General features: G+C 59.9%; 21 protein-coding genes and 2 pseudogenes. 15 read left to right on the top strand and 8 right to left on the bottom strand.

From position 1 onward, the window contains the following. Positions 1 to 2 precede the first annotated feature (2 nt). From AC0L4F_RS18655 to AC0L4F_RS18665, 3 genes are read left to right on the top strand one after another with little or no spacing between them, the layout of a single operon-like run. The gene (locus tag AC0L4F_RS18655) at positions 3 to 926 is read left to right on the top strand and encodes an ABC transporter permease subunit (protein ID WP_244690909.1); all 924 of its coding nucleotides are present in this window, start codon (positions 3 to 5) and stop codon (positions 924 to 926) included. After that, positions 890 to 1,708: an ABC transporter permease gene (locus AC0L4F_RS18660; protein WP_244691013.1), complete on the top strand. Its 819-nt coding sequence runs from the start codon at positions 890 to 892 to the stop codon at positions 1,706 to 1,708. Before AC0L4F_RS18655 ends, AC0L4F_RS18660 begins: the two co-directional genes overlap by 37 nt. Next, on the top strand, positions 1,708 to 3,027 hold the full coding sequence (locus AC0L4F_RS18665; RefSeq protein ID WP_244690910.1) for an NAD(P)/FAD-dependent oxidoreductase: 1,320 nt from the start codon (positions 1,708 to 1,710) through the stop codon (positions 3,025 to 3,027). Before AC0L4F_RS18660 ends, AC0L4F_RS18665 begins: the two co-directional genes overlap by 1 nt. 90 nt (positions 3,028 to 3,117) lie before the next feature. Here AC0L4F_RS18665 and AC0L4F_RS18670 read toward each other — a convergent pair. Further along, positions 3,118 to 5,206, bottom strand: a pseudogene (locus AC0L4F_RS18670) (DEAD/DEAH box helicase). Positions 5,207 to 5,711: 505 nt separating this feature from the next. Between AC0L4F_RS18670 and AC0L4F_RS18675 the strand changes: the two are divergent. The 8 genes from AC0L4F_RS18675 to AC0L4F_RS18710 all read left to right on the top strand — a co-directional run bounded on the left by AC0L4F_RS18675 (position 5,712) and on the right by AC0L4F_RS18710 (position 13,347). Further along, positions 5,712 to 6,788, top strand: coding sequence for a coiled-coil domain-containing protein (locus tag AC0L4F_RS18675; protein WP_244690911.1), 1,077 nt, complete (start codon positions 5,712 to 5,714; stop codon positions 6,786 to 6,788). Positions 6,789 to 6,794: 6 nt separating this feature from the next. Further along, on the top strand, positions 6,795 to 6,944 hold the full coding sequence (locus tag AC0L4F_RS18680) for a hypothetical protein (protein ID WP_244690912.1): 150 nt from the start codon (positions 6,795 to 6,797) through the stop codon (positions 6,942 to 6,944). Between the two features lie 14 nt (positions 6,945 to 6,958). Next, positions 6,959 to 8,077 (top strand): hypothetical protein, encoded by a 1,119-nt coding sequence (locus tag AC0L4F_RS18685; RefSeq protein WP_244690913.1) that lies wholly within the window; start codon positions 6,959 to 6,961, stop codon positions 8,075 to 8,077. 45 nt (positions 8,078 to 8,122) lie between these two features. After that, on the top strand, positions 8,123 to 10,060 hold the full coding sequence (locus tag AC0L4F_RS18690) for an AAA family ATPase (RefSeq protein ID WP_244690914.1): 1,938 nt from the start codon (positions 8,123 to 8,125) through the stop codon (positions 10,058 to 10,060). A 316-nt stretch (positions 10,061 to 10,376) separates the two neighbouring features. Then, entirely contained in the window at positions 10,377 to 11,003 is a 627-nt protein-coding gene (locus AC0L4F_RS18695) for an HNH endonuclease (protein WP_244690915.1), read from the top strand. Between the two features lie 38 nt (positions 11,004 to 11,041). Further along, a complete protein-coding gene (locus AC0L4F_RS18700) occupies positions 11,042 to 12,421 on the top strand; it encodes a DUF6638 family protein (protein ID WP_244690916.1) in 1,380 nt (459 codons plus the stop codon). A gap of 3 nt (positions 12,422 to 12,424) precedes the next feature. Then, positions 12,425 to 12,700 carry a hypothetical protein gene (locus tag AC0L4F_RS18705; protein ID WP_244690917.1) on the top strand — a complete coding sequence of 92 codons (276 nt, stop codon included), beginning with the start codon at positions 12,425 to 12,427 and terminating at the stop codon, positions 12,698 to 12,700. A gap of 11 nt (positions 12,701 to 12,711) precedes the next feature. Beyond that, positions 12,712 to 13,347 (top strand): DUF1523 family protein, encoded by a 636-nt coding sequence (locus tag AC0L4F_RS18710; protein ID WP_244690918.1) that lies wholly within the window; start codon positions 12,712 to 12,714, stop codon positions 13,345 to 13,347. 17 nt (positions 13,348 to 13,364) lie between these two features. Here the strand turns inward: AC0L4F_RS18710 and AC0L4F_RS18715 are convergent, their stop codons facing one another. Next, positions 13,365 to 14,501 (bottom strand): citrate/2-methylcitrate synthase, encoded by a 1,137-nt coding sequence (locus tag AC0L4F_RS18715; protein WP_244690919.1) that lies wholly within the window; start codon positions 14,499 to 14,501, stop codon positions 13,365 to 13,367. A 98-nt stretch (positions 14,502 to 14,599) separates the two neighbouring features. On the opposite strand from AC0L4F_RS18715, the gene AC0L4F_RS18720 reads away from it, so the two are divergent. After that, positions 14,600 to 15,451, top strand: a complete 852-nt coding sequence (locus AC0L4F_RS18720; RefSeq protein ID WP_244690920.1) for a phosphate acyltransferase — start codon at positions 14,600 to 14,602, stop codon at positions 15,449 to 15,451. 70 nt (positions 15,452 to 15,521) lie between these two features. On the opposite strand, the pseudogene xsc reads toward AC0L4F_RS18720, so the two are convergent. The 3 genes and pseudogenes from xsc to AC0L4F_RS18735 all read right to left on the bottom strand — a co-directional run bounded on the left by xsc (position 15,522) and on the right by AC0L4F_RS18735 (position 18,638). Next, a pseudogene (gene xsc, locus AC0L4F_RS18725) lies at positions 15,522 to 17,290 on the bottom strand (sulfoacetaldehyde acetyltransferase). A gap of 192 nt (positions 17,291 to 17,482) precedes the next feature. Next, entirely contained in the window at positions 17,483 to 18,007 is a 525-nt protein-coding gene (locus AC0L4F_RS18730; protein ID WP_244690921.1) for a glycosyltransferase, read from the bottom strand. Beyond that, positions 17,982 to 18,638 carry a hypothetical protein gene (locus AC0L4F_RS18735; protein WP_244690922.1) on the bottom strand — a complete coding sequence of 219 codons (657 nt, stop codon included), beginning with the start codon at positions 18,636 to 18,638 and terminating at the stop codon, positions 17,982 to 17,984. The genes AC0L4F_RS18730 and AC0L4F_RS18735 overlap by 26 nt, the downstream gene beginning before the upstream one ends. Positions 18,639 to 18,936: 298 nt before the next feature. On the opposite strand from AC0L4F_RS18735, the gene AC0L4F_RS18740 reads away from it, so the two are divergent. Then, a complete protein-coding gene (locus AC0L4F_RS18740; RefSeq protein ID WP_244690923.1) occupies positions 18,937 to 20,355 on the top strand; it encodes a hypothetical protein in 1,419 nt (472 codons plus the stop codon). Positions 20,356 to 20,363: 8 nt separating this feature from the next. Next, positions 20,364 to 21,647, top strand: coding sequence for a glycosyltransferase (locus AC0L4F_RS18745; protein WP_244690924.1), 1,284 nt, complete (start codon positions 20,364 to 20,366; stop codon positions 21,645 to 21,647). On the opposite strand, the gene AC0L4F_RS18750 is transcribed toward AC0L4F_RS18745, so the two are convergent. Together AC0L4F_RS18750 and AC0L4F_RS18755 are read right to left on the bottom strand one after the other, a co-directional pair. Further along, the gene (locus AC0L4F_RS18750) at positions 21,599 to 22,228 is read right to left on the bottom strand and encodes an exopolysaccharide biosynthesis protein (protein ID WP_244690925.1); all 630 of its coding nucleotides are present in this window, start codon (positions 22,226 to 22,228) and stop codon (positions 21,599 to 21,601) included. The genes AC0L4F_RS18745 and AC0L4F_RS18750 overlap by 49 nt on opposite strands. A 14-nt stretch (positions 22,229 to 22,242) precedes the next feature. After that, positions 22,243 to 23,106, bottom strand: coding sequence for an SDR family oxidoreductase (locus AC0L4F_RS18755; RefSeq protein ID WP_244690926.1), 864 nt, complete (start codon positions 23,104 to 23,106; stop codon positions 22,243 to 22,245). Between the two features lie 134 nt (positions 23,107 to 23,240). On the opposite strand from AC0L4F_RS18755, the gene AC0L4F_RS18760 reads away from it, so the two are divergent. Continuing rightward, positions 23,241 to 23,735: a transglycosylase SLT domain-containing protein gene (locus AC0L4F_RS18760; RefSeq protein ID WP_244690927.1), complete on the top strand. Its 495-nt coding sequence runs from the start codon at positions 23,241 to 23,243 to the stop codon at positions 23,733 to 23,735. A 219-nt stretch (positions 23,736 to 23,954) separates the two neighbouring features. Here the strand turns inward: AC0L4F_RS18760 and AC0L4F_RS18765 are convergent, their stop codons facing one another. Continuing rightward, on the bottom strand, positions 23,955 to 26,117 hold the full coding sequence (locus AC0L4F_RS18765; RefSeq protein ID WP_244690928.1) for an esterase-like activity of phytase family protein: 2,163 nt from the start codon (positions 26,115 to 26,117) through the stop codon (positions 23,955 to 23,957). Positions 26,118 to 26,263: the final 146 nt, after the last annotated feature.

Raw genomic sequence — 26,263 nt, forward strand, 5'->3', positions numbered from 1 at the left:
GGATGCGCCGCCTGACCCTGATTGCCGTGCCCTATCTCTGGCTTCTGGCGCTGTTCCTTGTGCCCTTCCTGATCGTGTTCAAGATCTCGCTCTCGGACACAGCGATCGCAATCCCGCCGTACACCCCGACGCTTGATCTGGCGGGTGGCTGGGCCGCGGTGCGCGCCTTCCTGTCCCAGCTCGACATGGAAAACTATATCTGGCTGACCGAAGATGCGCTGTACTGGAAGGCCTATCTGTCGTCCGTGAAGATCGCCTTTATCGCAACGGTGCTCACCCTCTTGGCGGGGTATCCCATGGCCTATGCCATGGCACGTGCCGCGCCGGAATGGCGGCCCACGCTGCTGATGCTGGTGATCCTGCCATTCTGGACCTCCTTCCTGATCCGGGTCTATGCATGGATGGGCATCCTGTCGAACGAGGGGCTGTTGAATGCCTTTCTGCTCTGGACTGGGCTAATTTCCGAGCCTCTGGTGATCCTCAACACCAATACCGCCGTCTATATCGGCATTGTCTATACCTACCTGCCGTTCATGATCCTGCCGATCTATTCCGCGCTGGAAAAGATGGATGACAGCCTGCTGGAGGCGGCCGAAGACCTCGGCTGTTCCCGTCTGACCGCATTCTGGCTGGTCACGGTCCCCCTGTCGAAACAGGGCATCATCGCGGGCTGTTTCCTTGTCTTTATCCCGGTGGTCGGCGAATTCGTGATCCCGTCGCTTCTGGGCGGATCTGGCACATTGATGATCGGCAAAGTGTTGTTTGAGGAATTCTTCAACAACCGCGATTGGCCGGTGGCCAGCGCCGTGGCGGTGATCCTGCTGCTGATCCTGATTGTGCCAATCATCCTGTTCCAGCGTAATGAACAAAAACAGCGCGAGGCCGAGGGATTAGACGTTTTTCCGCTTTCAATGTGGTCTCGCTGACGCTGGGGTTTGCCTTCCTCTACCTGCCGATGATCATTCTGGTGATCTATTCGTTTAACGAATCCAAACTGGTGACGGTCTGGGCCGGGTTTTCCACCAAATGGTACGGCGAGCTGCTGCAGAACGAGGCCTTCCTCGACGCCGCATGGGTCACGATCCGGGTTGCCGTGGTCAGCTCGACCATCGCCACGGTTCTGGGCACGATGGCGGCGCTGGTACTGGTGCGGGCCGGGCGTTTTGCCGGGCGCACGCTGTTTTCCGGCATGATCTATGCGCCGCTGGTGATGCCAGAGGTGATCACCGGCCTGTCCCTGTTGCTGTTGTTCATCGGCATCGGGCTGGACCGGGGCATAGTGACCATCATTCTGGCGCATACCACGTTTTCGATGTGCTATGTCTCGGTTGTGGTGTCGTCACGTTTGGTTAGTTTTGACCAATCGCTGGAAGAGGCCGCGCTGGACCTCGGCTGTACGCCGTTTGACGCCTTTCGCCTTGTCACCCTGCCGATCATTGCGCCTGCGGTGATTTCCGGCTGGCTTCTGGCCTTTACCCTGTCGCTGGATGATCTGGTGATTGCGTCCTTCACCGCCGGGCCGTCGGCGACCACCCTGCCGATCAAGATCTTCTCGGCCGTGCGTCTGGGCGTCAGCCCGGAAATCAACGCGCTGTCGACCATCATGATCGCCATTGTGACCGTCGGGGTCATCACCGCATCTCTGGCATCAAAACGCGCCAGCACCCGGCAACAGGCCGAAGAACGCGCCGCAATGCGCACCAGCTGATGCACCGCATCTACGAAGATTGGGCCTATTCCGACGCTGCGGTTCAGGATTGCCTTTGGCGCAGGGACGTTGCGCCAAACCCGCCCCTGCAAGACACAGCAACCACAGAGGTCGCCATTATCGGGGGCGGCTTCACCGGATTGTCCGCCGCATTGCATCTGGCACAGGCCGGAATCGGCGCCACAGTGTTAGAGGCCAAGCACGTCGGCTGGGGCGCCTCCGGGCGCAATGGCGGCTTCTGCTGTCTTGGCAGCAGCATGGTCAGCAATGGCGAATTGCAACGCAAATACGGGCCCGATGGCCGCCAAAGCCTGCGCGACGCCGAAAAAGCCGCCATTGCACTGGTTGGCGATCTGCTGGACGACCATGGTATCGCGGCGGATCGCCATTCCGAAGGCGAAACCATCCTTGCGCATCGCCCGCGCCACATGGCCGCGCTGCGCCATGAACTGCCCAACATCACGCAGGATTACGCAATCACGCCGATCCTGCATGACGCAACCGACCTGACCGCGCTGGGGATAAGCGGCCCGTTCCACGGCGGCATGACCATCCCGCTTGGCTTTGCGCTCAACCCCGGAAAATATGTCCATGGTCTGGCGGACGCGGCCAAAGACGCCGGCGCCATCCTGCATGACAGCTCCCCGGTGACCGCGATCACCCGGAACGGCGGCTTCACCCTGACCACCCCCGGCGGGCAGCTCCACGCCAAAAAACTGATCCTCGCCACCAATGGCTACTCAAGCGAGGATATCCCCGACTGGCTGCGCGCCCGTTATCTGCCACTGCAATCCAACATCATCGCCACCCGGCCGCTGACCCAAACCGAACTAGCCGCCCAAGGCTGGACCAGCCGACAAATGGCCTATGACACCCGCAGCCTGCTGCATTACTTTCGGCTTCTGCCCGACAATCGTTTTCTGTTCGGAATGCGCGGCGGCGTCTATGCCACCCCGCGCAGCAACGCGCGCCTGCGGGCCAGAATCCATCGTGATTTCGAAACAATGTTCCCGGCCTGGGCCGCGGTGGAACGCCCGCACTTCTGGTCTGGGCTGGTCTGTCTGGCGCGCAACCGAACACCCTTTGTCGGGCCGATCCCGGACATGCCCGGCGCCTTTGCCAGCCTCGCCTATCATGGCAACGGCCTGGCGATGGGCACCTATGGCGGCAAACTTCTGGCGGATCTGGTCCAGGGCAAATGCCCCGACACACCCTATCCGGCCGCCTTTGCCGCACCGCCGAAACGTTTTCCGCTGCGGCACCGGCGCCGCGCCTTGATTGCCGCGCTTGCCGCCGGATTATCTCTTATTGATGGCTGAATGCCCCCCCTAAATGTCCGGGGGGCTTCTTCTGTTCAAAAATATCCCGGGGGACGGCCAAAGGCCGGGGGGCTGGCCCCCAGCCATATCTCAGGGCTTGCGCCGCGTCGGCGACTGCATGCCATTGCCCGTCCGTTTGCCAGGCTTGCCGCGCCCTGCGCCCTTGGGGGGGGCAAATCGCTTCGAGGTATCAGAGGCCCCGGGTCGCGGTCCTGCCGGCTTGCTGCCCGATGGCTTGCCACCGGACGGCTTGCCGCCACCGGGTTTGCCTGCCGGTTTACCGCCAAATTTTCCACCGGGCTTGCCGCCGCCCTTGTGCGCTGGTTTGCCCGGCTTGTCGAAACCACGCTTGGCGCCGTCACCATCATGCTTCGCCACAGGTTTCCCTGCGGGCTTGCTACGAGGTTTCGCCGGCGCATGCACCTCTGGATCGACCGGCGCGGGTTTCGGCTTGGGGGCCGGTTTCGGCGCGCGGCTTTCTGCACCTGACTGATGGCGCTCTGGCGCGGGACCACGGGGTTTGTCGGACCCACGTTTGTCGCCTTTGTAAGGCGCCTTATGCGCGGGTTTGCGCGACGGTGCGGACTCTGACTGACGCGCAAAACCCGGCGTGCCCTCAAACCGGCGCACGGTCACACCATCCTCCAGCACACCGTTTTCACCCAGTTTCGACAAGAACCCCGACGCGCTGGCCTCGGTCAGCTCCACAAAAGTCTCGCTCTGCTGCACCCGGATTGCACCAATGGCATCCTTGTCCAGACCACCGGCCCGGCACAGCAACGGCAAAATCCAACGCGGCTCGGCCCGGTCATCCCGGCCCACCGACAGCGCAAACCAGGCGCTCGGCCCAAAGGGCTTGCGCTCTTTGCGTTCGGGACGGGCATCCGGTGCGGCCAATTCCTCTGGCGCAGAATTGCGCGCCCGGTAAAGCCGCAGATAGGCCGCCGCAATCGTTTCCGGCGAATGCAAATCCAACAGACGCGCCGCAAAATCCGCTTCATCCGGGGCAATCTCTGCCGCCCACTGCGGATCGTTCAACAGCCGCTCTTCATCGCGCTGCAACACGTCTTCGAAACTGGGCGCTGTCCCCCATTCCGCAGTGATCTTGGCGAATTTCAGCAGGCGCTCGGCCTTCTTCACCACTTTTGGCGGCACAATCAACGCCGACGTCCCCTTGCGCCCGGCGCGACCGGTACGGCCGGACCGGTGCAAAAGACTTCTCGGCATTCGACGGCAATTCCGCGTGGATCACCAATTCCAGGTTCGGCAGGTCAATCCCGCGCGCAGCCACATCGGTCGCCACACAAACCCGCGCCCGACCGTCCCGCATCGCCTGAAGCGCATGGGTCCGCTCCTGTTGGCTCAACTCGCCCGACAGGCACACAACCGAAAACCCTCGGTTCGACAAACGCGCAGTCAACCGGTTGACCGTCGCCCGCGTGTTGGCAAAGACAATCGCGTTCTGCGCTTCATGGAACCGCAAAACGTTGATAATGGCATTTTCAGCATCCTGATGCGCCACGCGCAGCGCCTGATAGCTGATATCGGCGTGCTGGCTTTTCTCGGAAACGGTTTGAACGCGCACGGCATCGCGTTGATATTCTTTGGCCAGCTTGGCAATCATCGGCGGCACAGTCGCCGAAAACAGCAAGGTCCGCCGGTCTTCCGGCGCAGCACCCAGCATGAATTCAAGATCTTCGCGGAACCCAAGGTCCAGCATCTTATCCGCTTCGTCCAGCACCACAGCCCGCAGGCTGGTCATGTCCAGCGCACCCCGGGTGATGTGATCGCGCAGACGGCCGGGCGTGCCGACAACAATATGCGCCCCCCGTTCCAGCGCCCGGCGTTCGGTCCGTGTGTCCATCCCCCCGACACAGGACACAACCCGCGCACCGGCCTTGGCATAAAGCCACTCCAACTCGCGCATCACCTGGAATGCCAATTCACGGGTTGGCGCAATGATCAAGGCCAGCGGCGCCGCCGCCGGTGCGGCCATTGTGGCCCCATCCAGCAAGGTCGGCCCAATCGCCAAACCAAACCCGACGGTCTTGCCGGACCCGGTCTGTGCCGACACCAAAAGGTCCGCAGCATGCAGTTCGGGATCGGTTACCGCCTCCTGCACAGGCGTCAATGTATCGTAACCACGCTCGGCAAGCGCATCAAGAAGGGGCTGGTTCATCGCGAAACCGTTCTGCAAAGGGGCACCCGGCAATTCGCCTCATCACGAGTCGGGGCCATAGGTGAAAAAGTGCCCACTAAAGCAAAGCCCGCCATATGTATACCTCACAATGACGAAACTGCGGCATCAACACCCCCTAACAGCACTTTATCGCCACCACAGACGCCATCCCAATTTCATCTGACCAGAAATATCCCGGGGGGTTTGGGGGGCTGGCCCCCCATCTATCCTGCGGTTTGGGGGGCTGGCCCCCCATCTATCCTGCGGTTTGGGGGGCAGTCCCGCCATACATCCTGTGGTTTGAAGGGACTGCCCACCACCGATCCAACGCATCCCACAGCCAAACCCGATGTCACCAGCCCCCCAACACCCGGGTCTGGAAATTCTGACCTTCCCTTTGGCCAACACATTTGCCACAGTTTATCAGAAAACACAGCCAGGCCGATGTAAACCGGCATAACATTACCCATATCCACTGCAAGATTTGCAAAAAGGGGGAATTTCCATGTCCAATTTCGACGCCCAACTGCGGGAAAGCCAAACCCAGGTTGCCGAAGCTCAATCCAAGATTTCCGAAATCACCAGCCGCATCGACACCGCCCGCGAAAAGATGAAGCAGGGCATCGAGACCGACATTGACGTGGAAAACGCCACCCTTCAGGACGTGCACAACCACACCAGCGTCATGAACGCCAATATCGCCGAGCTGATCATGGGGCTGGACGATGTCACCGCCGCCTTTTCCCGCGATTTCGACGAAATGCGGTCGAAAACCGGCTGGGAAAGCTTTGTCGGCTTCTTCTCCAAGGACCGCTCTGATGCGCTGCGTCAGGAACGGATGAAGACCGCCAATATCGACGACAAATTGCAGGATCTGATCTCGAAATCCGATATCATCACCAAGCTGCTGGAAAACCAGCTGGCTGTCCTGACCGAACAGAAATCCAAGGTCGAAACCAACCTGACCGAAACCCTGGACGAACGCGAATTCACCGTGGGTGAGCTGGAGGCCCTGAAGGCCGAGATCCTCGGCATGGACCCCAAGATCATCGAAGTCGAAAACAAGATCGCGGTCGAACAAGACGCCGCCGCGCGCACCAAGCTGGAAACCGAACTCGCCGATCTGAACAAGGCCTATAACGATCTGGTCCAGCAGGAACAGGTCAAGCTGGCCAAGAGCCAGACGCTGGAACGCTATATCGAAAAGGGCAAGTCCTGGGTCGACAGTCTGCAAAACCAATCCGCGACCCAGATGGTGCTGATCAACAAACTGCAAACAGACACCAAGCAACGTGTGGTGCTCTATGATGCGCTGTCAAAATCGCTGAAAACCGCCCAACAGCAGGACGTGGCCCACCGGATCAACGAAATCGGCGTGAAAACGGATCAGGAGGCCCAGACCGCCATGGCCGCCATCGGCACCGCAACCAACCAGAAAATGGCCGACATGCTGGAATCGCATGAGGACCATATGGTGTTTGCGCGTGAAGTGCTGGAGGCCAAGGCCAAGGCCGACGAACGCTTTGCCCGTCGGTTTGCGTCGATTGTCGAAAAGCATGACAGCAACGCCTATGGCGGCTGATCCCGCATGTCACGTGGGGCTGTTGTCACCATCTGCCTGATTTTGGCGGTTGCAATTTTCGGGGTGATCCTGTTCTCGGACGGCTGTGCCGAGGATGGGTGCAACCGGTTTTTTCAGGCCCTGCGCGGCCTGTCACGCGCCGTACAGGCGTTTTGATCCAGAAGGATGCCATGACTGACGTTGTCACCGAACACCATGGGCTGACCGAAACCTTCGCCAGCCGCCGCTACTTTCAGAAGTTCGAGGCTATCACCGGCCACTTGGGCCGTGTTGCCGGTGTTATGGAGGCCGAAGGCAGTCTTGACCGCAACGATGTGAAAATTCTTGCGCGCTACATTCGCGGCATCGCCTATACGTTCAAGGCACTCAGCATGAAATATCTTCTGGTCGGGCGCGACACCGGGCAATTCTTTGGTTCTTTGGCCATCGACGACAGCGAAAGCGGCTTTCCGGCGTTTCAGGAGCTGCTTGTCATGGCCAATGACGCCCAGCAGGCGGACCAGCACCTGGAAAACATGCCGTCGGCAAATGCGCTGAAGGATCAGATGATCAGCCAGATCATCACCGACAAGGCGCTGCCGACCAAGCTGCAATTTGCCCTGTCCCAGCGGCTGTATTACGAAGAATTGGCGCGCGGGCATTTGTTCTGGGCCCGCATGGACCCGCGCATCGACTGGGTGTCCGGGTTTGAAAACCGCCGCAGCTACCGCATTCATTGGGCGGTTTATGACAGCCAGATCAACCTGCCGACGATCTATCTGCTGGAACTGGACGACAGCGGCAGAACCGCCCTGCCCAAGGATGAACGCCGCTGGCCCGAGGTGCAGCGCCATTTGATGGGCCAGAGCCTCGGCGCGCTGAAGCTTCTGACCATTGCGCGCGGCTTTGACGAAAGTTTTGACGATCTCCACCCCAAACGCCTGCGCCGGTTTCACATCGGGCCGATGTATTCCCATGCCTTCACCCGCCAGACCGGGCCAATCCGCGATGTGCTGGCCGAGGCGAAATCCCCCCCGGGCGAGGATTGGACCCTGGCCTGGACCTCGGAAATGCTGGAAAGCGAACGGGTAAAGGAAGAGCGCGCCGGATGGTTTTCCACCGTCGAGCGTGAGGTCTTCGCGCTTGACCCATTTTCGGGCCGCGGCATCGACACCGGCGCGACCGAAACCAGCCGCGCCATCATCTTGCCGCAACGCCCGTTTCAGGTGCTGGCCGAAAAGAACCCACCCGGTTTTGCCAATGTGCGCAAATTCGTGGTCAGCCCCGGCGGCCGCGTCCTTTCCTATTGACCCGATGGGTGCGCCTTCACCGCGCGCCGTTCAGGAGATTTTATTATGAGCCAGACCAGCGACCAGATGGAACTTCGCGAAGAAGACATTCGCAAACATTACCCGGCCGCCACCGCGCTTTTGACCGGCTTTGACCACACGCCCCGCATTGCGGTGCAGAATTCTCCAGCCGACGCCGGAGAGCGGTCCCCCGGCATCCCGCGTGCGCGTCGGTTCCGCTCCACCACCCCCGGTCTTGCGACCCGTCGCAGCGCGGCCAAACACGGCGTGCAACTGCGTACCACGATCGAGGGCGCGGATGACGACGACACCCTGACCTCGCCGCAACAGGCCACCACCCTGCACGCCCTGCGCCGCGCCATTTCCATCGCGCAGGCCGTTGCGGAAAGCTACGCCGAGGCGACCGGCCTCGCCGACCTCAAACGCGCGAACCTGCAAGGGGCCCTGCCCGCCAACCGCAAATCCGAATTCACCGAGCTTCTGACCGCCGAGGCGCTGATCACCGCCCATGCCTGGGCCAATGCCACCGCCTATCTGCTGTCCGCGCATACCTCTGAAACCACGGTAGAGATTGGCGAAGTCGAGGAGCTGATCACCGACAATGGCCAGATCGCCCTGCATGGCCTGCTGTGGGAGCTGGAACAGGATATCGAGGCGCACGCCCCCGACGACGCCCATCTGATCGCCACGATCACCGCCTTTGCCGAACAGGTGATGGACAAAACCGCCCGGCGCGCGGGCTCTGCCCCCCGTCTTGCCCCCTTCACCGGGGCCACCTGGCATGTCGAGGCCGACGACCTGACCCTTCGCGGCTTTACCCCGGCGGCCAAGGCGAAATCGACCACCCTGACCATGACGTTCAAGAAACCGAACGAGGTCGTCGGCAACCATATCGCCAAATATCAGGCGCTGCGGCTGTCAAAGATGCTCATGGCCTATGATTTCACCCGCAAGCTGAACCCCTTTGCCGATTTGGGCGGCTTCATCTTTACCTTCATGGGGGATGGCAAACCGGGCACGGGCAAGACGACGCTGATCCAGATGATGGCGGGCCTGATCAACGATTATTGCAAGGTGGCCGACTATCCCTTTCGCTACCAGAACCTGTCGACCGACAATATCGACAGCTATCAGGGCAAGTCGGGCCAGAACGCCAAGGCGTTTATCAACAACATCATCGACCCCAATGTGATCGGGTTTGGCACCATCGACGACATTGACCAGCTGGCCGGCAAACGCGGCGACCGTCAGTCCAGCGCCGGGCAGCTCGAAATCACCGCTGTGTTGATGGAGAGCTTCGCCGGCGCCAACACCGTGGTGCGCGGCAATTGCACCTTTGGCATGTTCTCGAACTATCCCGAAAACGTCGACGACGCCCTGCGCCAACGCGCCGGGGCCCGGTTTCTGGTCGATGGGCCGCGCACACGCGAAGATTACATCGACATCCTGCACCTGCTGATGGGCAAAAACCACGACATTCCGCTGGGTGATCACGCGGCCTTTGCCGCGCAGGAAATCAAGAAAGCCGTGTCCGCCAGCTTCGCCTCGCATTCCCGCCCGCATGAGGCCGGGTTGCTGGCGGTGTTCGACCGGGTGCAATCGACGGTTGGCGATCTGGACACGATTGCCAAGATGGGCACCTACCTGAAGGCCATTCAGGAGGCGGACGAACGTTTTACCGGACGTGCCATCAAGAACATCACCGACGCGGTCAAGGTGCGGGCGATGGATTTCGAACTGCCGGATGAATGGATGGAAAACCCCGAATTGTTCCTGTTCCGCGACTACGACACTAAACGCGCGATGATTGCCGAACTGCGGGTGCCAATCACGCCGGAAATGGTACTGCAAGAAATCAACCGCTACGCGGATTTAGAGTTCCGCTATGCCGACAAGTCAGACGAGGTGGCGATAGACGGCATGGTGCGAGAGTATGGGCGACAGGAAGAGGCGAAACGGCGGTATTTGGAGGGGAAAGGATGATCTTTGCCCTCCGCAGTCCCGGACTTGATCCGGGACCTTATCGCAAGGCTGGACGTGAGGCCCCGGATCAAGTCCGGGGCTGCGGCAGCGTGTTGTTCGCAATACATCTGAGTGTGGTGAGGTCGATCGGCGCGCTCAGCACGAGCAAGGGAAATCAAGATATTCCGTTGTTTCAGAATATTGGAGGCAGAACATTTGAGTAGAACTGCTTTTTTTAGAAAACTTGGTGCAGAATATGCCAATCAACGTTGGAGTTGGTGCGCTGTCGACCACAGCAAAAAAAGAGTGATATTTGGCGCTTGGAATACCCTAAGTAATGATTTCTTCTAGTGTTATTCTCTCCGAGAGTTGGGAGCGCTTCCGTGGTAGACGACAACCCGGATACTCCGATGCCATCAAGAAATTAGATCTCGTTACAGCCGAAGGCTACGATCTGGTCTTTTTTGTCATGGTTCAAGGCAATCCGGATTATGAAAAATCGCCGAGCATTATTACTGAGGTCATTGAAGAACTACACGCAGCCGAGCTTATAAAAATCGGTGCCGATTGGATCGCTCTCAAGAAAGCATACGTGCCTCTACTCGCTGATGAACTTCCTGAACATCTCGCTTCGAAATATCCAGAAGGCGCAAAAAAACGAGTTACAGTGAGTATTATCGAGCGAAACTCCAAAGCACGCCAAGTTTGCTTGCAAGCAAATGGCACCCAATGCAAAGTCTGCGATATCGATTTCGAGAAGACGTATGGCCCAGTCGGAGCTGGGTTCATCCACGTCCATCATGTCAATCCGGTATCTTTGACAAAAGGCCTAAGAAACATCGACCCTACCGTTGACTTGGTGCCCGTATGTCCAAACTGCCACGCAATGCTTCACCGCAAATTTCCGCCTCTTTCAATTGACGAATTGCGGAAACTGATGCGGCAATCAGGCAATTCAGGATGAAATCCACAAACTGCAACCACTATTGACCGGAATAAATTATGAACCGCCTCATCCAATCCGGCCTCATGTTCGGCAACCTGATCCGCGTCGACAGCCCCGCTTTGGTCGACCGCTATAACCGTGCGCTTGACCACCTTACCGGCAAACAGACCGCGCTCACCGACTTTCACATCGACATCTCCGGCTTTTCGCCCGAAATCGGTGACGAGCTGGGCGATCCGCAATACCTCAACCATGCTGGCGTCAACCGGCAGTTTATCCTGCTGACCATTGACCAGAAAACCGCGCCGCTGCTGAATGCCACCTTCTCGACCTCGCGCAATATCCTGCGGCAGTTCATCACCACCAATGAGGCCCAGCTCTTTGCCCTTACGGCCCGTGACGCCGTAACCGGCGAGCTGGTGAATTCGGTCTTCACCGTCACCAACCCCGCCCGTCTGTTCGACATCCGCAAGATCACGGTCGAGGCCGACACCACCGGCGGCACCCTGAAAGAGGCGCAGGGACTGGCGAAGATGGTGGATGAGTTCAAGACCCGCGAGGATGCCTGGTTCGACGACGTGCTGATCGCGAAAATGATCAGCACCGCCCAGCGCACCGGCGACATCATCCGCAATCCCGTGCTGCTCGACACGATGGAATTCGCCCAGACCAATTTCTGGACCAGCCACTTTGGCGGCTGTTATCTCTTTCGCGGTGTCGATCACCCGGCGCTGATCACGGCCGGCGACAAAGACATGCTGACGGATCTGCCGATCAAATATGTCTTTGACCTGAATGACCGCAATCGGATTGCCAAATTCTTTGACTACAACGATCTGGTCGAACCCATCGTCAAATCCCCCGGCATCGACGCCGGCGCGATCCTGCGGCAAAAGATGGATTTCATCGTTGTTGATGCCGCCCAGGATGCCGGGATTGACCTGACCGGGGCCACCCGCCGCGACATTCGTCATCTGGCGCGCCGCCATGCCGCCGACCTGCCAGAGGCCTATCACGGGTTGAACAAGCTTGTGCAATGGGCCGAGGGCGCGGGCAAATGGCCGCGCATCACCTCTGATCATCCGGCCTATTTCCTGTCTCTTCGGGCGGCGGACACCCCGGACCGCGATCTGGTCAACATGCTGCTGGCCGAACTGGCCCCGAGTGACATCCGGCAATTGTTCATCTGCCACAAAGAGTTGTTCTATAAACTCTATCGCGGCTGGTCCGACACCAAACGATCCTATGTTGTTGATTTCCTCCGGCGCGAGTATCAAGTGGACAAGGTTGGCGCGCGTGCCGCACTCTTTGGACATGATGCCGCAATGGATGAGGTCACGCCGCCCGTGCAGCCGGTGCGCCCCACCCCCGCGCGGTCAGGGCGCGACGATTTGATCGCACGGGTCGGCCCCTGGGGCGCGGCAAAGAGGAGATAGGCAATGTTGGGCTTTTTGAGATTGTCTTTCATCGGCTTCGTCGTGCTGACGATTGTCTATGTCTGCCTGTCGCTCTATTCCCGCGCGGTACGGCGCGACAAGCTTGAGGCCGAATGGGAGGCCGAGGGCATGCAGGGCGACGACGACGCCAAAGAGGCCTTTGTCAAAAGCGGCCTGACCGACTATGACGGTTCTCTGCGGCGCAAGCTGATCCTTGGGGTCTATGTCGTGCCGGTCACCCTGATTGCCGCTGTCATCTATTTCACCAATTTCCACTGAAGGTTCCCGTTATGCGCTATCTCAAATGGCTTTTGATCCTGAGCTTCTGGGTCCTGGTGGCGGCGTTCTTCCACTACACCTTGCCTCATCACGATATCGCCCGGATTTCGGACACCGAAACCCGGCGCGTCGATTTTGGCGAAAACTCGATCTTCTGGTCCAGCCCGGATAGCGGCAATGCCACCGGTCAGGTGAACCGCGACGTGTTCTTCATTCAGGCAATCCGCAGCAATGGCCGCCCGATGGTCTATCGCAACGAAGACACCGGCTGGGGCTGGCCGCCCTATTTCAAATTCGACACCGCCAACCTCCAGACAGAGGCGGCGGACCTGCGATCGACCTCGGAAAATCCGAAATGGGTCGCCATTCGCCACTATGGCTGGCGCAATGAATTCCTGTCGATCTATCCCAATGCGGTCTCTGTGCGTCAGGTTGACGGCCCCGATGTCAGAATCATTCCCTGGATGAGCATTGTGATCCTTGGGCTGGCCGCTCTGGTGTTCTGGGCCATTTATGTGCGTTGGTTGCGGTTCCGCAGACGGCGGATTGATCCGATGCTGGAAGATGTCGAAGAAGGCTTCGCCGACGCCACCGACGCGGTCAAAGGCACCGGCAGCCGCATCAACAAATGGTTTGGCGGCAAATAGCCAACCGGGCGGCGGGCTTAGCCCCGCCGCGACATTTGCAGGTAATCGCGCTGATCCGGGCCGTTATACAGGGTCAGGGGCCGGATCAGGATATTGCCGCGTTGCTGTTCCAGACATTGCACAATCCATCCCGGCATCCGCCCGATGGCAAAGATCGGCACATAAAGATCCATCGGAATCCCGTGCAGCTGATAGATCACGCCGGAATAGAAATCGACATTCACGTTCAGCCCATGGCGTGAATAGGGTTTCATCGCCTCTACCACCGCCTGAAGGATCTCGTACCATTCCGGCGCGCCCATCTCCTGGCCCAGCTTGCGCACCCCGTCGCGCATGTGCCGGGCGCGTGGGTCTTCGGCACGATACACCCGATGGCCGAAACCGGTCACGGCCTCGCGGGCGGCACGTTTGGCTTTGACATAGGCGGCGGCGTTTTCGGGGCTGCCGATTTCCGTCACCATCTTCATCACGTCCTCTGCCGCGCCGCCATGGGCCGGCCCCGCCAGCGTGGCCAGGGCCGTGACAATCGCGCCGTGCAGATTGGCCTCGGTCCCCACCGTCACACGCGCGGCAAAGCTTGATGCATTGGCGCCATGTTCGGCGTGCAGGATGAAATCCACATCCGCCAAACGCGCGGCATCCTGCGAGGGCATCTCGCCTTTCAGCATCCAGAGCCAGTTGGCGGCATGGGACAGCGTCGGATCAGGTGCGACCGGCGTGCGGCCATTGCGAATTGCCTCATGCGCGGCAATGATCATCGGCACCTGACTGGTCAGCCGAATGCCATTGCGCAGAAAGGCGTCTTCGCCGGTCTCGCGGCTGTCTCCCTCCAGCGCGGCAAGCGCGGACACGGCGGTGCGCAACACATCCATTGGATGCCCGCCGGAACAGGCTTGAATCACCTCGAACACCGCATCTGGCAACTGCCGTGCCGCCTTCAATGCGGCGTCGAAATCGGCCAATTGCGCGGCATTCGGCAGCTCACCATGGATCAGCAGATAACACACCTCTTCAAAGGTGCTGTGTTCCGCCAGATCGTGAATCGTATAGCCGCGATAGAGCAGCTCGCCCTTGGCACCGTCAATATGGCTGACACCGGAGCGTTCAAAGTAAATCCCCTTGAGGCCACGGTTGATCTTCACGTCATCACTCATCATGATTTCCTTTCAGGCAAGCACAAGGACAGGGGCAGAATGGACAGGGGCAGAATGGACAGGGGCGAAATGGGCGGAACGAAACGGACGGAAACGGAATGACAGTTCTGGAACAGGCTTTTGCAACAGCACGCGCGCGACAGGCGCGGGTGGTTTTCCCCGAACTGGAGGATCCGCGCACAGCCGAGGCCGTGGCGCAATTGCGCAACGACGGGATTTGTGTGCCGGTGGACGTGGCCGACATCACCGATGGCCAGATCGCAAGCCTTGTCGCCAATCGCGGCATGAAAGAAGGCATTGCGCGGCGGATGCTGGCGCGCCCGCTGATCCGCGCCGCCGCGATGGTGGCCGCAGGCGAGGCCGACGCCATGGTCGCCGGAGCCACAAGCCCCACCGCCAAAGTGATCGAAGCCGCCGGGCTGGCCATTGGGCTGGCCGAGGGCGTGACAGTGCCATCGTCGTTTTTTCTGATTGTTTTCCCCGACGGACGCCAGTTGATCTTTGCCGATTGCGCGGTGAACGTGGCCCCGGATGCCGCCGCGCTGGCGGCGATCGCCCGCGCCTCTGCGGCCTCTTGCGAGGCGCTTCTCGGCCCGGCCCGCGTGGCGCTTTTGTCGTATTCCACCGGCAACAGCGGCAGCGGGCCAAGCGTTGACATGATCCGCGACGTCGCAGAGATCACCGGCTTCACCGGCCCGATCCAAGCGGATGCCGCGCTTAATCCACGAACCGCAGAGAAAAAGGGAATGGGTGCGGGGGATGCCAATGTGTTAATCTTTCCTTCGCTGGAAGCAGGCAATATCGCCTATAAACTGGTACAGGAACTGGCCGGGGCGATGGCCATCGGCCCCTTCCTTCAGGGCTTTCGCCGCCCGGTGTGTGATCTGAGCCGGGGCGCGACCGTGGCAGACATCGTTGCCGCCACCGCCGTCACCATCGCCCTGAGTTAGGCTGCGTTAGGCGGGGCAAATTTCATGGTGAAATTTGCAGATTCCGTTGCCGGAATGTCCCCGCCCGAACCTATTGCTTGCGCATATCCGCAGGGTCGATCCCGGCCACGACAACCGGTTTCTTCATCGCGTCGCGGCGGAACGGTTCACCCAGTTCCTGATTGATCAATGCTTCGATCAATGTGGTCTTGCCGTTCTGCATTTGATCGACAACGGCTGTGTTCAATGCCGTGGTCAGCTCTTCCATTGTCTTGGCCTGTACGCCCTGCAGGCCACAGGCCCGGGCGATCCCGGCATAGCTGACACCGTCGTCCAGTTCTGTGCCGACAAAGTTGTCTTCGTACCATAGGGTCGAATTGCGCTTTTCCGCGCCCCATTGATAGTTGCGGAACACCACCATTGTCACCGGCGGCCATTCCTCACGGCCAATGGCGGTCAGTTCCGTCACCGCAATGCCAAAGGCGCCATCACCGGCAAAGCCGACAACCGGCACATCCGGGCAGCCGATCTTGGCGCCGATGATCGACGGCAGACCGTAGCCACAGGGACCAAACAGACCGGGCGCGAGGTATTTGCGCCCCTGTTCAAAGCTGGGATAGGCATTGCCGATCGCACAATTGTTGCCGATGTCGCTGGAAATGATTGCCTCACGCGGCAGGGCGCTCTGGATCGCGCGCCATGCCATGCGGGGCTTATCCAGTCGGGTTTGTCGGCGCGGGCGCGTTGGTTCCAGGTCGTGCCGGGATCGTCGTCTTCATGATCCATCCCGGACAATTGCTGCGCCCAGGCGGATTTGGTCTGGATAATCAGGTTCTCGCGCTCCTTGCGGCCCGCATCACCGGCTTCCTCCGCCAGTTGCCCCAAAATCCCTTGCGCCACTTTCTTGGCGTCACCGACAATGCCGACCGAAACCTTTTTCGTCAGCCCGATGCGATCCGGGTTGATATCGACCTGAATGATCTTTGCATCCGTCGGCCAATAGTCGATGCCATACCCCGGCAGGGTCGAAAACGGATTGAGCCGCGTCCCAAGGCAGAGCACGACATCGGCCTTGGAAATCAGCTCCATCCCCGCCTTTGACCCGTTATAGCCCAGCGGCCCGGCAAACAGCGGATGTGATCCGGGGAAGGCATCGTTGTGCTGATAGCCGACGCAAACAGGCGCAGAAAGCCGTTCAGCCAATTGCATCGAGTCATCAATCGCCCCCGCCAGAACCACCCCGGCACCGTTCAAGATCACCGGGAACTTGGCACTCGACAGCAGCTTTGCCGCCTCGGAAATGGCCGCTTCGCCGCCTGCGGGACGTTCAAACGACACGATTTCCGGCAGATCAATGTCGATGACCTGGGTCCAGTAGTCGCGCGGAATGTTGATCTGCGCCGGGGCGCTGGCGCGATGGGCGTTCAGGATCACCCGGTTCAGCACTTCGGCAATCCGCGACGGGTCGCGCACCTCTTCCTGATAGGCAACCATATCTTCGAACAGCTTCATCTGTTCGACTTCCTGAAACCCCCCCATGCCGATGGATTTGTTGGCTGCCTGCGGCGTCACCAGCAACAGCGGCGTGTGATTCCAATAGGCGGTTTTCACCGCAGTCACGAAATTGGTGATGCCCGGGCCATTCTGGGCGATCATCATGCTCATCTTGCCGCTGGCGCGGGTATAGCCATCGGCCATCATCCCGCCTGACCCTTCATGGGCGCAATCCCAGAACATGATACCCGCCTTGGGAAACAGATCGGAAATCGGCATGAAGGCCGATCCAATGATGCCAAAGGCATGTTCAATTCCGTGGCGTTGAAGCACCTTCACAAAGGCCTCTTCGGTGGTCATTTTCATTGACGGCATCCTCTTGGTGGCAAATCTGGCCATGTGTCGGGCACGACCATTTCGGCGCAGGCTAGTGCCTTGCTGCCGGACACGATAGGGCCAGATTGGTTCCGCACTTAGCGCCAAATCATGAATTTACATGCTGGACGCAACCGCGCATCCGCCATTGCCCCACCACCGGATAAGCGAAGCCGGATCCCTCTACCTGCCCCGTTCGGCCAGGATGGCATCCACCCGCCGCCCCCAGGCGTCCCAGTTCAGGCGGTCTTCGTATTCCTTTCGGGCAGAGCGTCGCAGGGCCTCATAGGATTTCGGATTTTCCAGATAGGTCTCGATCCGGTTCAAAAACCCTTCAGGCCCCGAGCCATACGGAAGGGCATGGCCATTCACCCCTTCACGCACTGGCACCCCGCCAATGCGCAGACAAAGCGACGGCAGCCCATAGGCCGATGCCTCGCAAAAGGCAAAACCATAGCTTTCTAAAGATGGCTGGAACAGGAAATGCGATCGCCGCATCACCGCCTCAAACGTCGCCATCTCGTTGGGGAGCGATTTATCCAGAACACCGTGCACAGTGACGAAATCGGCGATGTGTTCTCTGGGCGGGGTTGCGCCAATCACATCCAACACCGCGTCGATGCCACGTGCGCGCAGTTCCACCAAGGTTTCGAACACCAATGGCCCGCCCTTGGCCCACCAGTCACGCCCGACCAGAACAAACCGCACCTGTGTCCCGCGGCTTAGCGCCGGTGGCACGTCCGACGGCACCGGATCGGTCACATTCCCCCCAAGGCACCACAATCGACCGGTCGGGTTTCAATTCATACAGCCCGTCAGCACCGGATTTCAGCCATTCCGTCGGCCAGATCATCAAATTCAGATTGCGAAACACCCGCCGTTCCACGCGCATAATCATCGGGTCCAGCAATCGGGATATACGCAGATAGCGGTCAAAAGACTGGCCCACGACGCTACGCTTGTAGGTGGTTGGCGTCGCATCCGCCGTATAGACCGAAAACACCCCCGGCGGCAGTTTCAGTGCCGCGAAGGAGTGAAAGGAATAGGCCCCGACCAATACGTCGAACCGTCCACGCGCCAGCTGTTTTTGAATGGCCGGGGCGATCAGCGACGAAAGCGCCAATTGCACCCGCCAAAGCAGGCGAATGGACACGGCTTTTGGCATGGCAAGGATCAAACGCCGCAAACAATCAATCCGCCCCCACCCCGGATCAAGCGGCGTGACATCCCCGACATGCTCCTGCAACGCATTGAAAATACGCGCATTGCCGCCGGAATACGTCAGCGGGTCATGCGGCGACAGATCGCAGAGATATGCTATTTTTCGGCGGCTTGGCAATGGAATCTAAATTTATCTGATTAACCTGCACCAAAGCTGACCAAGCCCCCGACCAAGCGCAACCCAAAAAACCCTCTGCTTTCGGAATAGTTGCCGTAGCGGCACCAATTGCAACCGCGCCCGATCTACATGCACAGTTAATCGACCGGGCGGGTGCCCGCCCGCTGACGCTGGCGTGTTTTGCCATTTCCGGCAGCACCGCTAGGATTGGTCAAAGACCGTATTTGGCCCAAAACCTGCCCCAATCCTTGGCTAGACAGAGCGTATTGAAACCCAAAATGGCTTCTGAAAGACCCTGATGCCCAATATCCTGGCAAATCTGATGCTGGCCCTTTGGCCGGTGGTGACCGTGCTCTTGTTTCGCCGGCTGCCACTGGTGCCTGCGTTGCTATGGACATTGGTGGCGGGATTTCTGCTGTTGCCGCCGACCCCCGCGGCCTTTGATTTTCCGCTGCTGCCCCCGCTGAGCAAACATTCGATCCCGGCGCTCAGCGCGCTGGTGCTTTCACTGATGTTTTACGGGCTGCGCAAATCGGTTTTGCCCGATAGCCTTGCAGGCAAGCTTTTGATGCTGACATTCATCCTGTCGCCCATTGCCACCGTGGCCACCAATGGGGAAATGGTGCGTTGGGGCGATGCGCTGCATCTGCCCGGCTTGCAGATCACCGACGCGATTGCGCTGTCGCTGACCCAGGTTTTGATCTTCATTCCCTTTGTTCTGGCGCGGCAATATCTGGTCGAGGCGGCCTCGCAGCGTCTGGTTCTGGTGGTGCTGATGTCCGCCGGGCTGGCCTATACCCTGCCCGCCCTGATCGAGGTGCGGATTTCGCCACAGATGAACATCATGATCTACGGCTATTTTCAGCATGATTTCACCCAGACCTTTCGGTTTGGCGGCTGGCGGCCCACGGTGTTCCTGTACCACGGCATCTGGCTGACATTCTTTATCATGATGGCGCTGACCTCGGCGGTGGCGTTGTTGAAATTCGAGCAAAAGCGCCGGTTGCTTTATGCGGGCGCCATGATGTGGCTGGGCGTGTGCCTGTTCCTGTTCAAATCGCTCGGGGCGATGTTGTTCGCCCTGTTTCTGGTGCCTGTTGTGCTGTCCTTCTCGGCCCGCAACCAGATCAAGATCGCGGCGCTTCTGGCGCTGCTCGCCGTCGGCTATCCGGTGCTGAAAGCGGTCGAGTTGATCCCAAGCGACCGGATACTGGCCGCCGCGGCCAGCATCGACACAGAGCGCGCGGCCTCTTTGAAATTCCGGTTGGACAACGAAGACATCCTGCTGGAACGGGCTGCGGAAAAGCCGCTGTTCGGCTGGGGCAGCTGGGGCCGGAACCTGATATACAACGACATTTCGGGGTCTGTTGAAACCATCAGCGACGGGCGCTGGATCATCGTTATGGGGCAATTCGGCTGGATCGGGTTCCTGGCGGAATTCGGGCTGCTTATCCTGCCGATCTTTCTGCTTTGGCGCGAAATGCTGGCGCGCAAACCCGAAGATGTTTCGCCCTTTATCGGGCCGCTGACATTGATGCTGGCGATCAATGCGGTTGAACTGGTGCCCAATGCCACCCTGACACCGCTGACCTGGCTGTTGTCCGGCGCATTGATGGGATACGCCGAAACCCTGCGCCGTGAGCGATTGAAAATGCGCGACGGCAATTTACGAAAAAAGGCCCGGTTCGCCCTGCGCTGGCGTCCGGTGATGGAGTAATCGACCAAATGACAAAACGCCGTGTTCTGGTGATCGCAGAGGCCGCCAATCCCGAGTGGGTGTCTGTGCCTTTGGTCGGCTGGTCGCTGGCAGATGCGCTGCGCGATGTGGCCGATGTGCATCTGGTCACACATCTGCGCAATCGCGATGCCATTTTGCGCGCCGGATATGTCGAAGGGCGGGATGCGACCTTTATCGACAGTGACAGCCTGGCAAAACCGCTGTGGAAACTGGGCGAGAAACTGCGGCTGGGCGATGGCAAGGGCTGGACCACGCTTCAGGCCCTGAACGCATTGGCCTATCCGCATTTCGAGCGGCTGGTCTGGCGCAAGTTCGGTGCCGCCCTGAAGGGCGGCGAATTCGACCTGGTGCACCGCGTCACCCCGCTGTCGCCGACGCTGGCCAGCCCGATCGCCCGCCGCTGCGCCCGCGCGGGTGTGCCGTTCATGATGGGGCCGCTGAATGGCGGTGTGCCCTGGCCCGAAGGGTTCAATGCCGAACGTCTGCGCGAGCGCGAGTTGCTGAGCTATCTGCGGTCCGCCTATCGGTATCTGCCGGGGCATCACAGCACCCTGCGGCATGCTGCTGCGATTTTGACCGGATCGCGTCACACCCAATCGGAAATCCCGCAGAAATTTCAGGACAAGGTGATCTACCTGCCCGAAAACGCCGTTGATCCGGCGCGGTTCTCTCGGGTGTCAGAAGCCGGTTCCGGCCCGCTGCGCGCCTGTTTCATTGGCCGGCTGGTGCCCTACAAGGGGCCGGACATGTTGTTGGCGGCTGCCGCACCATTGCTGAAATCCGGCGCGATGACGTTGGATTTGATTGGTGACGGCCCGATGATGGCCGACCTGCGGGCCCAGGTGGCGGCGGACAATACCGAGGCCGCAGTCACCTTTCACGGATGGTTGCCGCATCAGGAGGTCCAGACCGTGGCGGCGCGCTGCCACATGCTGAGCTTTCCGTCGATCCGCGAATTTGGCGGTGGGGTGGTGCTAGAGGCGATGGCGCTGGGGCTGGTGCCCATGGTGGTGGATTACGCCGGCCCGGGCGAGTTGATTACGCCCGACACCGGCATTGCCATTCCCATTGGTTCGCGTGACGCGATCATTCAGGGGTTTCGCGAGGCCCTCACAACTGCGGCCTCTGATCCGGCGGCACTGGCGCCGATGGCCACCGCCGCCCGCAACCGGGTGTTCGAGCATTTCACCTGGGCCGCAAAGGCGCAACAGGTGGCCGGGGTCTATGATTGGATCTGTGAGCCGACGGGCACCAAACCAAAGCCGCTGTAAATCGCTAATCCCTGAACATGGGTGACCAACCAGATGACCAGCCCGGCGGTGCCACCGACCATCAGATAGCCCATCATCACCAGCACCCCGTCGCGCACCATCAATCCAAGCGCCAAAAAGGCCACTGTCAACGCGCCGATAGAGGTCACCATTGGCAAAAGCTCCAGCACCGGCCAGCCCAAGGCCACCCCGATGATCACCACCTTGGTCAGCATGGCCATCGGCGGCGTGGTCAACAGCGGCAAACGCCGGTAGCTGCGCGCATCAATCCAATGCGCAATCGGGGTCAGCCATTCGATCGCCCGCGCCAGCCGGGCGCCGGGCACCTCGCGCCGCAACAGGAATTTCGGCAACCACATATAGGGCCGCCGGGTCAGCCATTGCACCGAAATCAGAATGATCATTGTCGCGCCAAGCGTCGGCGCGCCGGGTATGGCCGACAGCGGCGAAACCAGAAGCACCGCAATCACCAACACAAAAGGCGCAAAAGACCTTTGGCCGATTTCGGTCAGCACGTTATCCACCGACACAGGATCATGACAGTCCGGATCTGGTTGCAGCGCCACCAGAATATCACTCAAACTCCGCGGTGGGGTCATTCCTGGGCAGCGCTGCGCAACAGCGCCTGCAAACCGGTACGATATTCTGGATGTATCAACTGCACACCCAGCTCCTGCTTGATCCTGTCATTTTTCACCCGCTTGCTTTCGGCATAGAAACTGCGCGCCATTGGCGTCATCTCGGCCTGTTCAAATGGGATGGCATCCGGAATAGGCAAGCCCAAAAGACCGGCGGCATAGGCAATCACATCCTGCGGCGGCGCGGGATCGTCGTCACAGAGGTTATAGATCGCGCCGGGATTGGGCTGGTGGATCGACGCCAGCAACGCCTGGGCAATATCGGCGACATGGATGCGGCTGAACACCTGTCCCGGTTTGATGATGCGTCGCGCCGTGCCGGCCCGCACCTTGGCAAAGGGGCCGCGCCCGGGGCCATAGATCCCGGCCAGACGAAAGATATGCAACGGCAGATCCGCAATGGCGCGCCAGTCGTTTTCCGCCGCAACCCGCATCTCGCCCCGTTTGGTGCTGGGGGTCAGTGGCGGTGTGGTCTTATCCACCCAATCGCCGCCATGATCGCCGTAAACCCCGGTGGTCGACAGATAGCCAACCCATTGAAATTGCGACGCACGTGCCGTGATCTGGTCGCGCAGATGGGCCAGCACCGGATCGCCATCACCATCCGGCCCGGCGGAAATCAGAATGTGGCTGGCCTGCTCCAGCGCGTCAGTCATACCATCACCGGGAAACAGCCGCGCCTCGGCCCCTTGGGCCGACAATTCCGCCAGCTTTCCCGGGCTGCGCGTGGTGCCGATCACCCGCCAGTCAGCCGGGTTCAGCACCTGTGAAAGCGCCCGCGCGGAATAGCCGTGACCAAAAGAAAGCAATGTGTTTTTCATCGTCCGCACCCTGTGGCGTGATGGGGCGAATTGCAACCCTCGGCAAGGCTTCGCCGAACCAGATCCTGCCCGATGCGCAAGGCTTTGCGACAGGCTAAAATACCACTGTATTCACAATTCCCGAGTCGTTGCTGATGACCTGTTTTACCCGCCGGACCCTATTGCTGGGCGGTCTCGCCGCTGTTTCCCTGCCGCTTTCCGCCTGTGCCATGCCGGCACAAAAGGCAAAGCCAAAGACCAAGGCACATAACCCGCCGCTCTACCCGAACGAAACCCCGGCGCTGCGGGCCTCGATCAACAAATGGGCCGATCATTACCAAGTGCCCCGCACCCTGGTGCACAAGCTGGCGATCCGCGAAAGCACCCATCGCCCCTGGGCACGCAATGGCCCCTATTGGGGCCTGCTGCAAATCCTGCCCCAGACCGCGCGCAGCATGGGCTTCAAAGGTCAGGCCAAAGACCTGCTCGATGCTGATACAAATCTGAAATACGCGGTGAAATACCTGCGCGGCGCCTGGCTGCTGGCCGACGGCAGCGAAAAAACCGCCATACGCTGGTACGCGCGGGGCTATTATTACGAAGCCAAACGGCGCGGCATGTTGGTGGAAACCGGACTTCGCCCCGGCTGAGATTTGGCATCGCCTCGGGGCTGGATCATCCATTGTTGGGGTTGGGGCGGGCATTGCCGCCAATCACGGCGACCCGTCGCTTTGTCAGGGGCGAATTCGCCGACCACGGGAATGGAACCGCATCGGTCCAAAGGCGGCTTTGGTCATTTCGTGCCATCTGAATGAAAAAGGGGCCCCAAAAGGCCCCTTTCCTGATCAAAGTGATGTCAGCCAGCTGGCTTACATTGCGCCGCCGATCGAGAAGAACATGGTCTCGCCCGAATGGTCGTCGACACCGTCGTTGTCGGTCGAGACGAACATTTCGCCATCAGCGGTGATTGCCAGACCTTCGACCTTGTCCAGAACATAGCCGCCGGTCGATGTCAGATCGGGCAGCAGGTCATGCACCAGCTCTTTGGTCACAACCGGAAGCTCACCGCCCAGCGCGGCGGGCACCATGTCGGCCATCGCGATGCGATAGACCTTCTTGGTCACGGCGCGGTGGTCGTGCTGGTTGTCACGCTCAACGATATAAACGTAATCGCCATGCGCAGTGATTTCCGACAGACCAACCCAGCCGGTTGCGGGCTCGGCCTTTTCATAAAGAACGGCGCCCCATTCCTTGGTCTCGGTGTTATAGGCCACCAGTTTCACGTGGTTTTTCGGATCGTCTTTCCATTCGCGCTGAACGGCCATCCAAAGCGTATCACCAACCTTGGTCACACCTTCAAAGCCAAAACGCTTTTCCACAGCCATCAGTTCCGCTGGCAGACCGATTTCTTCTTCGATCTCGCCCTCGGCATTCACGTGATAGAGCGCATGCGGGATAACCCGGTCGGTGCGGCCTTCGCTGGCGAGCCAGAAGCCACCTTCGCCGTCCAGCGTGATGCCTTCGAGGTCAAGTTTCTGTGCCACACGGCCCGCGCGGGTGATCTGCATCGCATCGGTGATCCGCGCCGGTTTGGAGGACGCGTCGATGGTGAAGATCGTCGGCTGATAGCCATAGAAGCTGTCGTTGACGGCATAGATTGTCTTGCCTTCGCCAGCGACCATGCCGGAAATCGCACCCCAGCCTGTCAGCTCGTCCATGCCTTCGGATGTCAGATGCGGGTATTGTGCGGGGGCATCCTGATATTCAAACAGCATGACATGCGCACGCGCGCCGCCGTCTTCGATCAGGTCGGATTCATTGGCCGAAACCAACAGGTTGCGTTCCGGGATCACAACGTAACCTTCCGGGCCAACACCCGAGGGCAGAAGTTGCTTCAGCACCGGCGCACTGGGATCGGTCACGTCATAGACACCGACGACCGAAGCGCGCTCGGCCCCAACAAACACATAAGGCGTGCCGCCAAATTCGCCAAATGTCACCAACTCGGGCTCTACACCTTTGGCATCAGAACGTTTGTCGGGGTAATGGCCGATCTGAATGATCGCATGTTCGAACGACGTGCCGCTGTCATAGACGACGGTGCCGTCCTTGTGGAAGATCGTCCAGCCGCGCGAACCGCCTTCGTAGTCGCCTTCGTTGGCAGTGGCAAAATGGGTGTCGTCGATCCAGGTCACCGCATCGGGTTCGCGTTTGCGGCCCTGTTGGCTCTCGGTAAAGATCAGCGCGCCACGTTCGTCGGTGGCGTCGATGCCTTCCAGATCAACCGCACCGGCCGAGAAATGGTTCAGGATTTCGCCGTCTTTGGACACAACAACCATGTGGTTGTTTTCCTGCATGGTCACGACAACTTCGCCAGCGGCGTTGATCGAGACATACTCCGGCTCAGGATCGGATCCGGCAACCTCGGCCAGACCGGTCAGGTCCACGGATTTCATCGAAGCACAATCAAGGGTGCCGTCTTTGACGCCCACCATGATCAGCGACCCGGCAGGCATCTGCGGGATCACGCCGTCGTTCAGGTCTTCGTCACGTTCGTTTTCAATCGCCACCGCGATAAAGCTACCGTCCTTGGCCTTGGCCAGGCTGTCAGGTTGACCGCCCAGATCACAAGCGCCCAGCTCGGAACCGTCGGCGGTGTTGATCGCCTTGATCACGCCCGAAGGGGCGACATAGCTTTCCGAGGTGTTCACGCCGACAAAGGCAGTGGTGCCGACAACAGCAACCGAGGTCGGCTCGCCGCCCATGTCGATATTGCCTTTGGGGGCCGGGTTGGCGGGGTCGGTGATGTCGACCAGACCGATCGCGCCCAGCGGGCTGTCGGTATAGACAAGCGTCATGCCATCCGCAGTGACATCAATGATCTCAGGCGAGGTTTCGCGTGACGTATCTTCGCCGTCGGCCATGTTGGTGACGACCGGAAAGGATGCGATGCGATTGAAATTCATCTCGGCCATGGCAGACCCGGCGGTCAGCGCAATGACAGAGGTCAGGCAGATGGTGCGAACGACCATAATACGTCCCCTAATTGGAAAATGCTCCGACCTCCTGCGCGCGGGATGTAACGCACCCATGACAAAAAGGGCACATTCCGATGAAGATCACATTCCGGGCCGTGCCCAGGCGGACCCCAAGCACATAGCCAAATGGCGCAGCTTCG

The organism is Marinovum sp. J2-8 (assembly GCF_055808435.1).

Coding starts and splice junctions, on each gene's coding strand:
- AC0L4F_RS18655 (WP_244690909.1), top strand. CDS start 3: ATGCGCCGCCTGACCCTGATTGCCGTGCCCTATCTCTGGCTTCTGGCG.
- AC0L4F_RS18665 (WP_244690910.1), top strand. CDS start 1,708: ATGCACCGCATCTACGAAGATTGGGCCTATTCCGACGCTGCGGTTCAG.
- AC0L4F_RS18675 (WP_244690911.1), top strand. CDS start 5,712: ATGTCCAATTTCGACGCCCAACTGCGGGAAAGCCAAACCCAGGTTGCC.
- AC0L4F_RS18680 (WP_244690912.1), top strand. CDS start 6,795: ATGTCACGTGGGGCTGTTGTCACCATCTGCCTGATTTTGGCGGTTGCA.
- AC0L4F_RS18685 (WP_244690913.1), top strand. CDS start 6,959: ATGACTGACGTTGTCACCGAACACCATGGGCTGACCGAAACCTTCGCC.
- AC0L4F_RS18690 (WP_244690914.1), top strand. CDS start 8,123: ATGAGCCAGACCAGCGACCAGATGGAACTTCGCGAAGAAGACATTCGC.
- AC0L4F_RS18695 (WP_244690915.1), top strand. CDS start 10,377: ATGATTTCTTCTAGTGTTATTCTCTCCGAGAGTTGGGAGCGCTTCCGT.
- AC0L4F_RS18700 (WP_244690916.1), top strand. CDS start 11,042: ATGAACCGCCTCATCCAATCCGGCCTCATGTTCGGCAACCTGATCCGC.
- AC0L4F_RS18705 (WP_244690917.1), top strand. CDS start 12,425: ATGTTGGGCTTTTTGAGATTGTCTTTCATCGGCTTCGTCGTGCTGACG.
- AC0L4F_RS18710 (WP_244690918.1), top strand. CDS start 12,712: ATGCGCTATCTCAAATGGCTTTTGATCCTGAGCTTCTGGGTCCTGGTG.
- AC0L4F_RS18715 (WP_244690919.1), bottom strand. CDS start 14,501: ATGAGTGATGACGTGAAGATCAACCGTGGCCTCAAGGGGATTTACTTT.
- AC0L4F_RS18720 (WP_244690920.1), top strand. CDS start 14,600: ATGACAGTTCTGGAACAGGCTTTTGCAACAGCACGCGCGCGACAGGCG.
- AC0L4F_RS18740 (WP_244690923.1), top strand. CDS start 18,937: ATGCCCAATATCCTGGCAAATCTGATGCTGGCCCTTTGGCCGGTGGTG.
- AC0L4F_RS18745 (WP_244690924.1), top strand. CDS start 20,364: ATGACAAAACGCCGTGTTCTGGTGATCGCAGAGGCCGCCAATCCCGAG.
- AC0L4F_RS18755 (WP_244690926.1), bottom strand. CDS start 23,106: ATGAAAAACACATTGCTTTCTTTTGGTCACGGCTATTCCGCGCGGGCG.
- AC0L4F_RS18760 (WP_244690927.1), top strand. CDS start 23,241: ATGACCTGTTTTACCCGCCGGACCCTATTGCTGGGCGGTCTCGCCGCT.
- AC0L4F_RS18765 (WP_244690928.1), bottom strand. CDS start 26,117: ATGGTCGTTCGCACCATCTGCCTGACCTCTGTCATTGCGCTGACCGCC.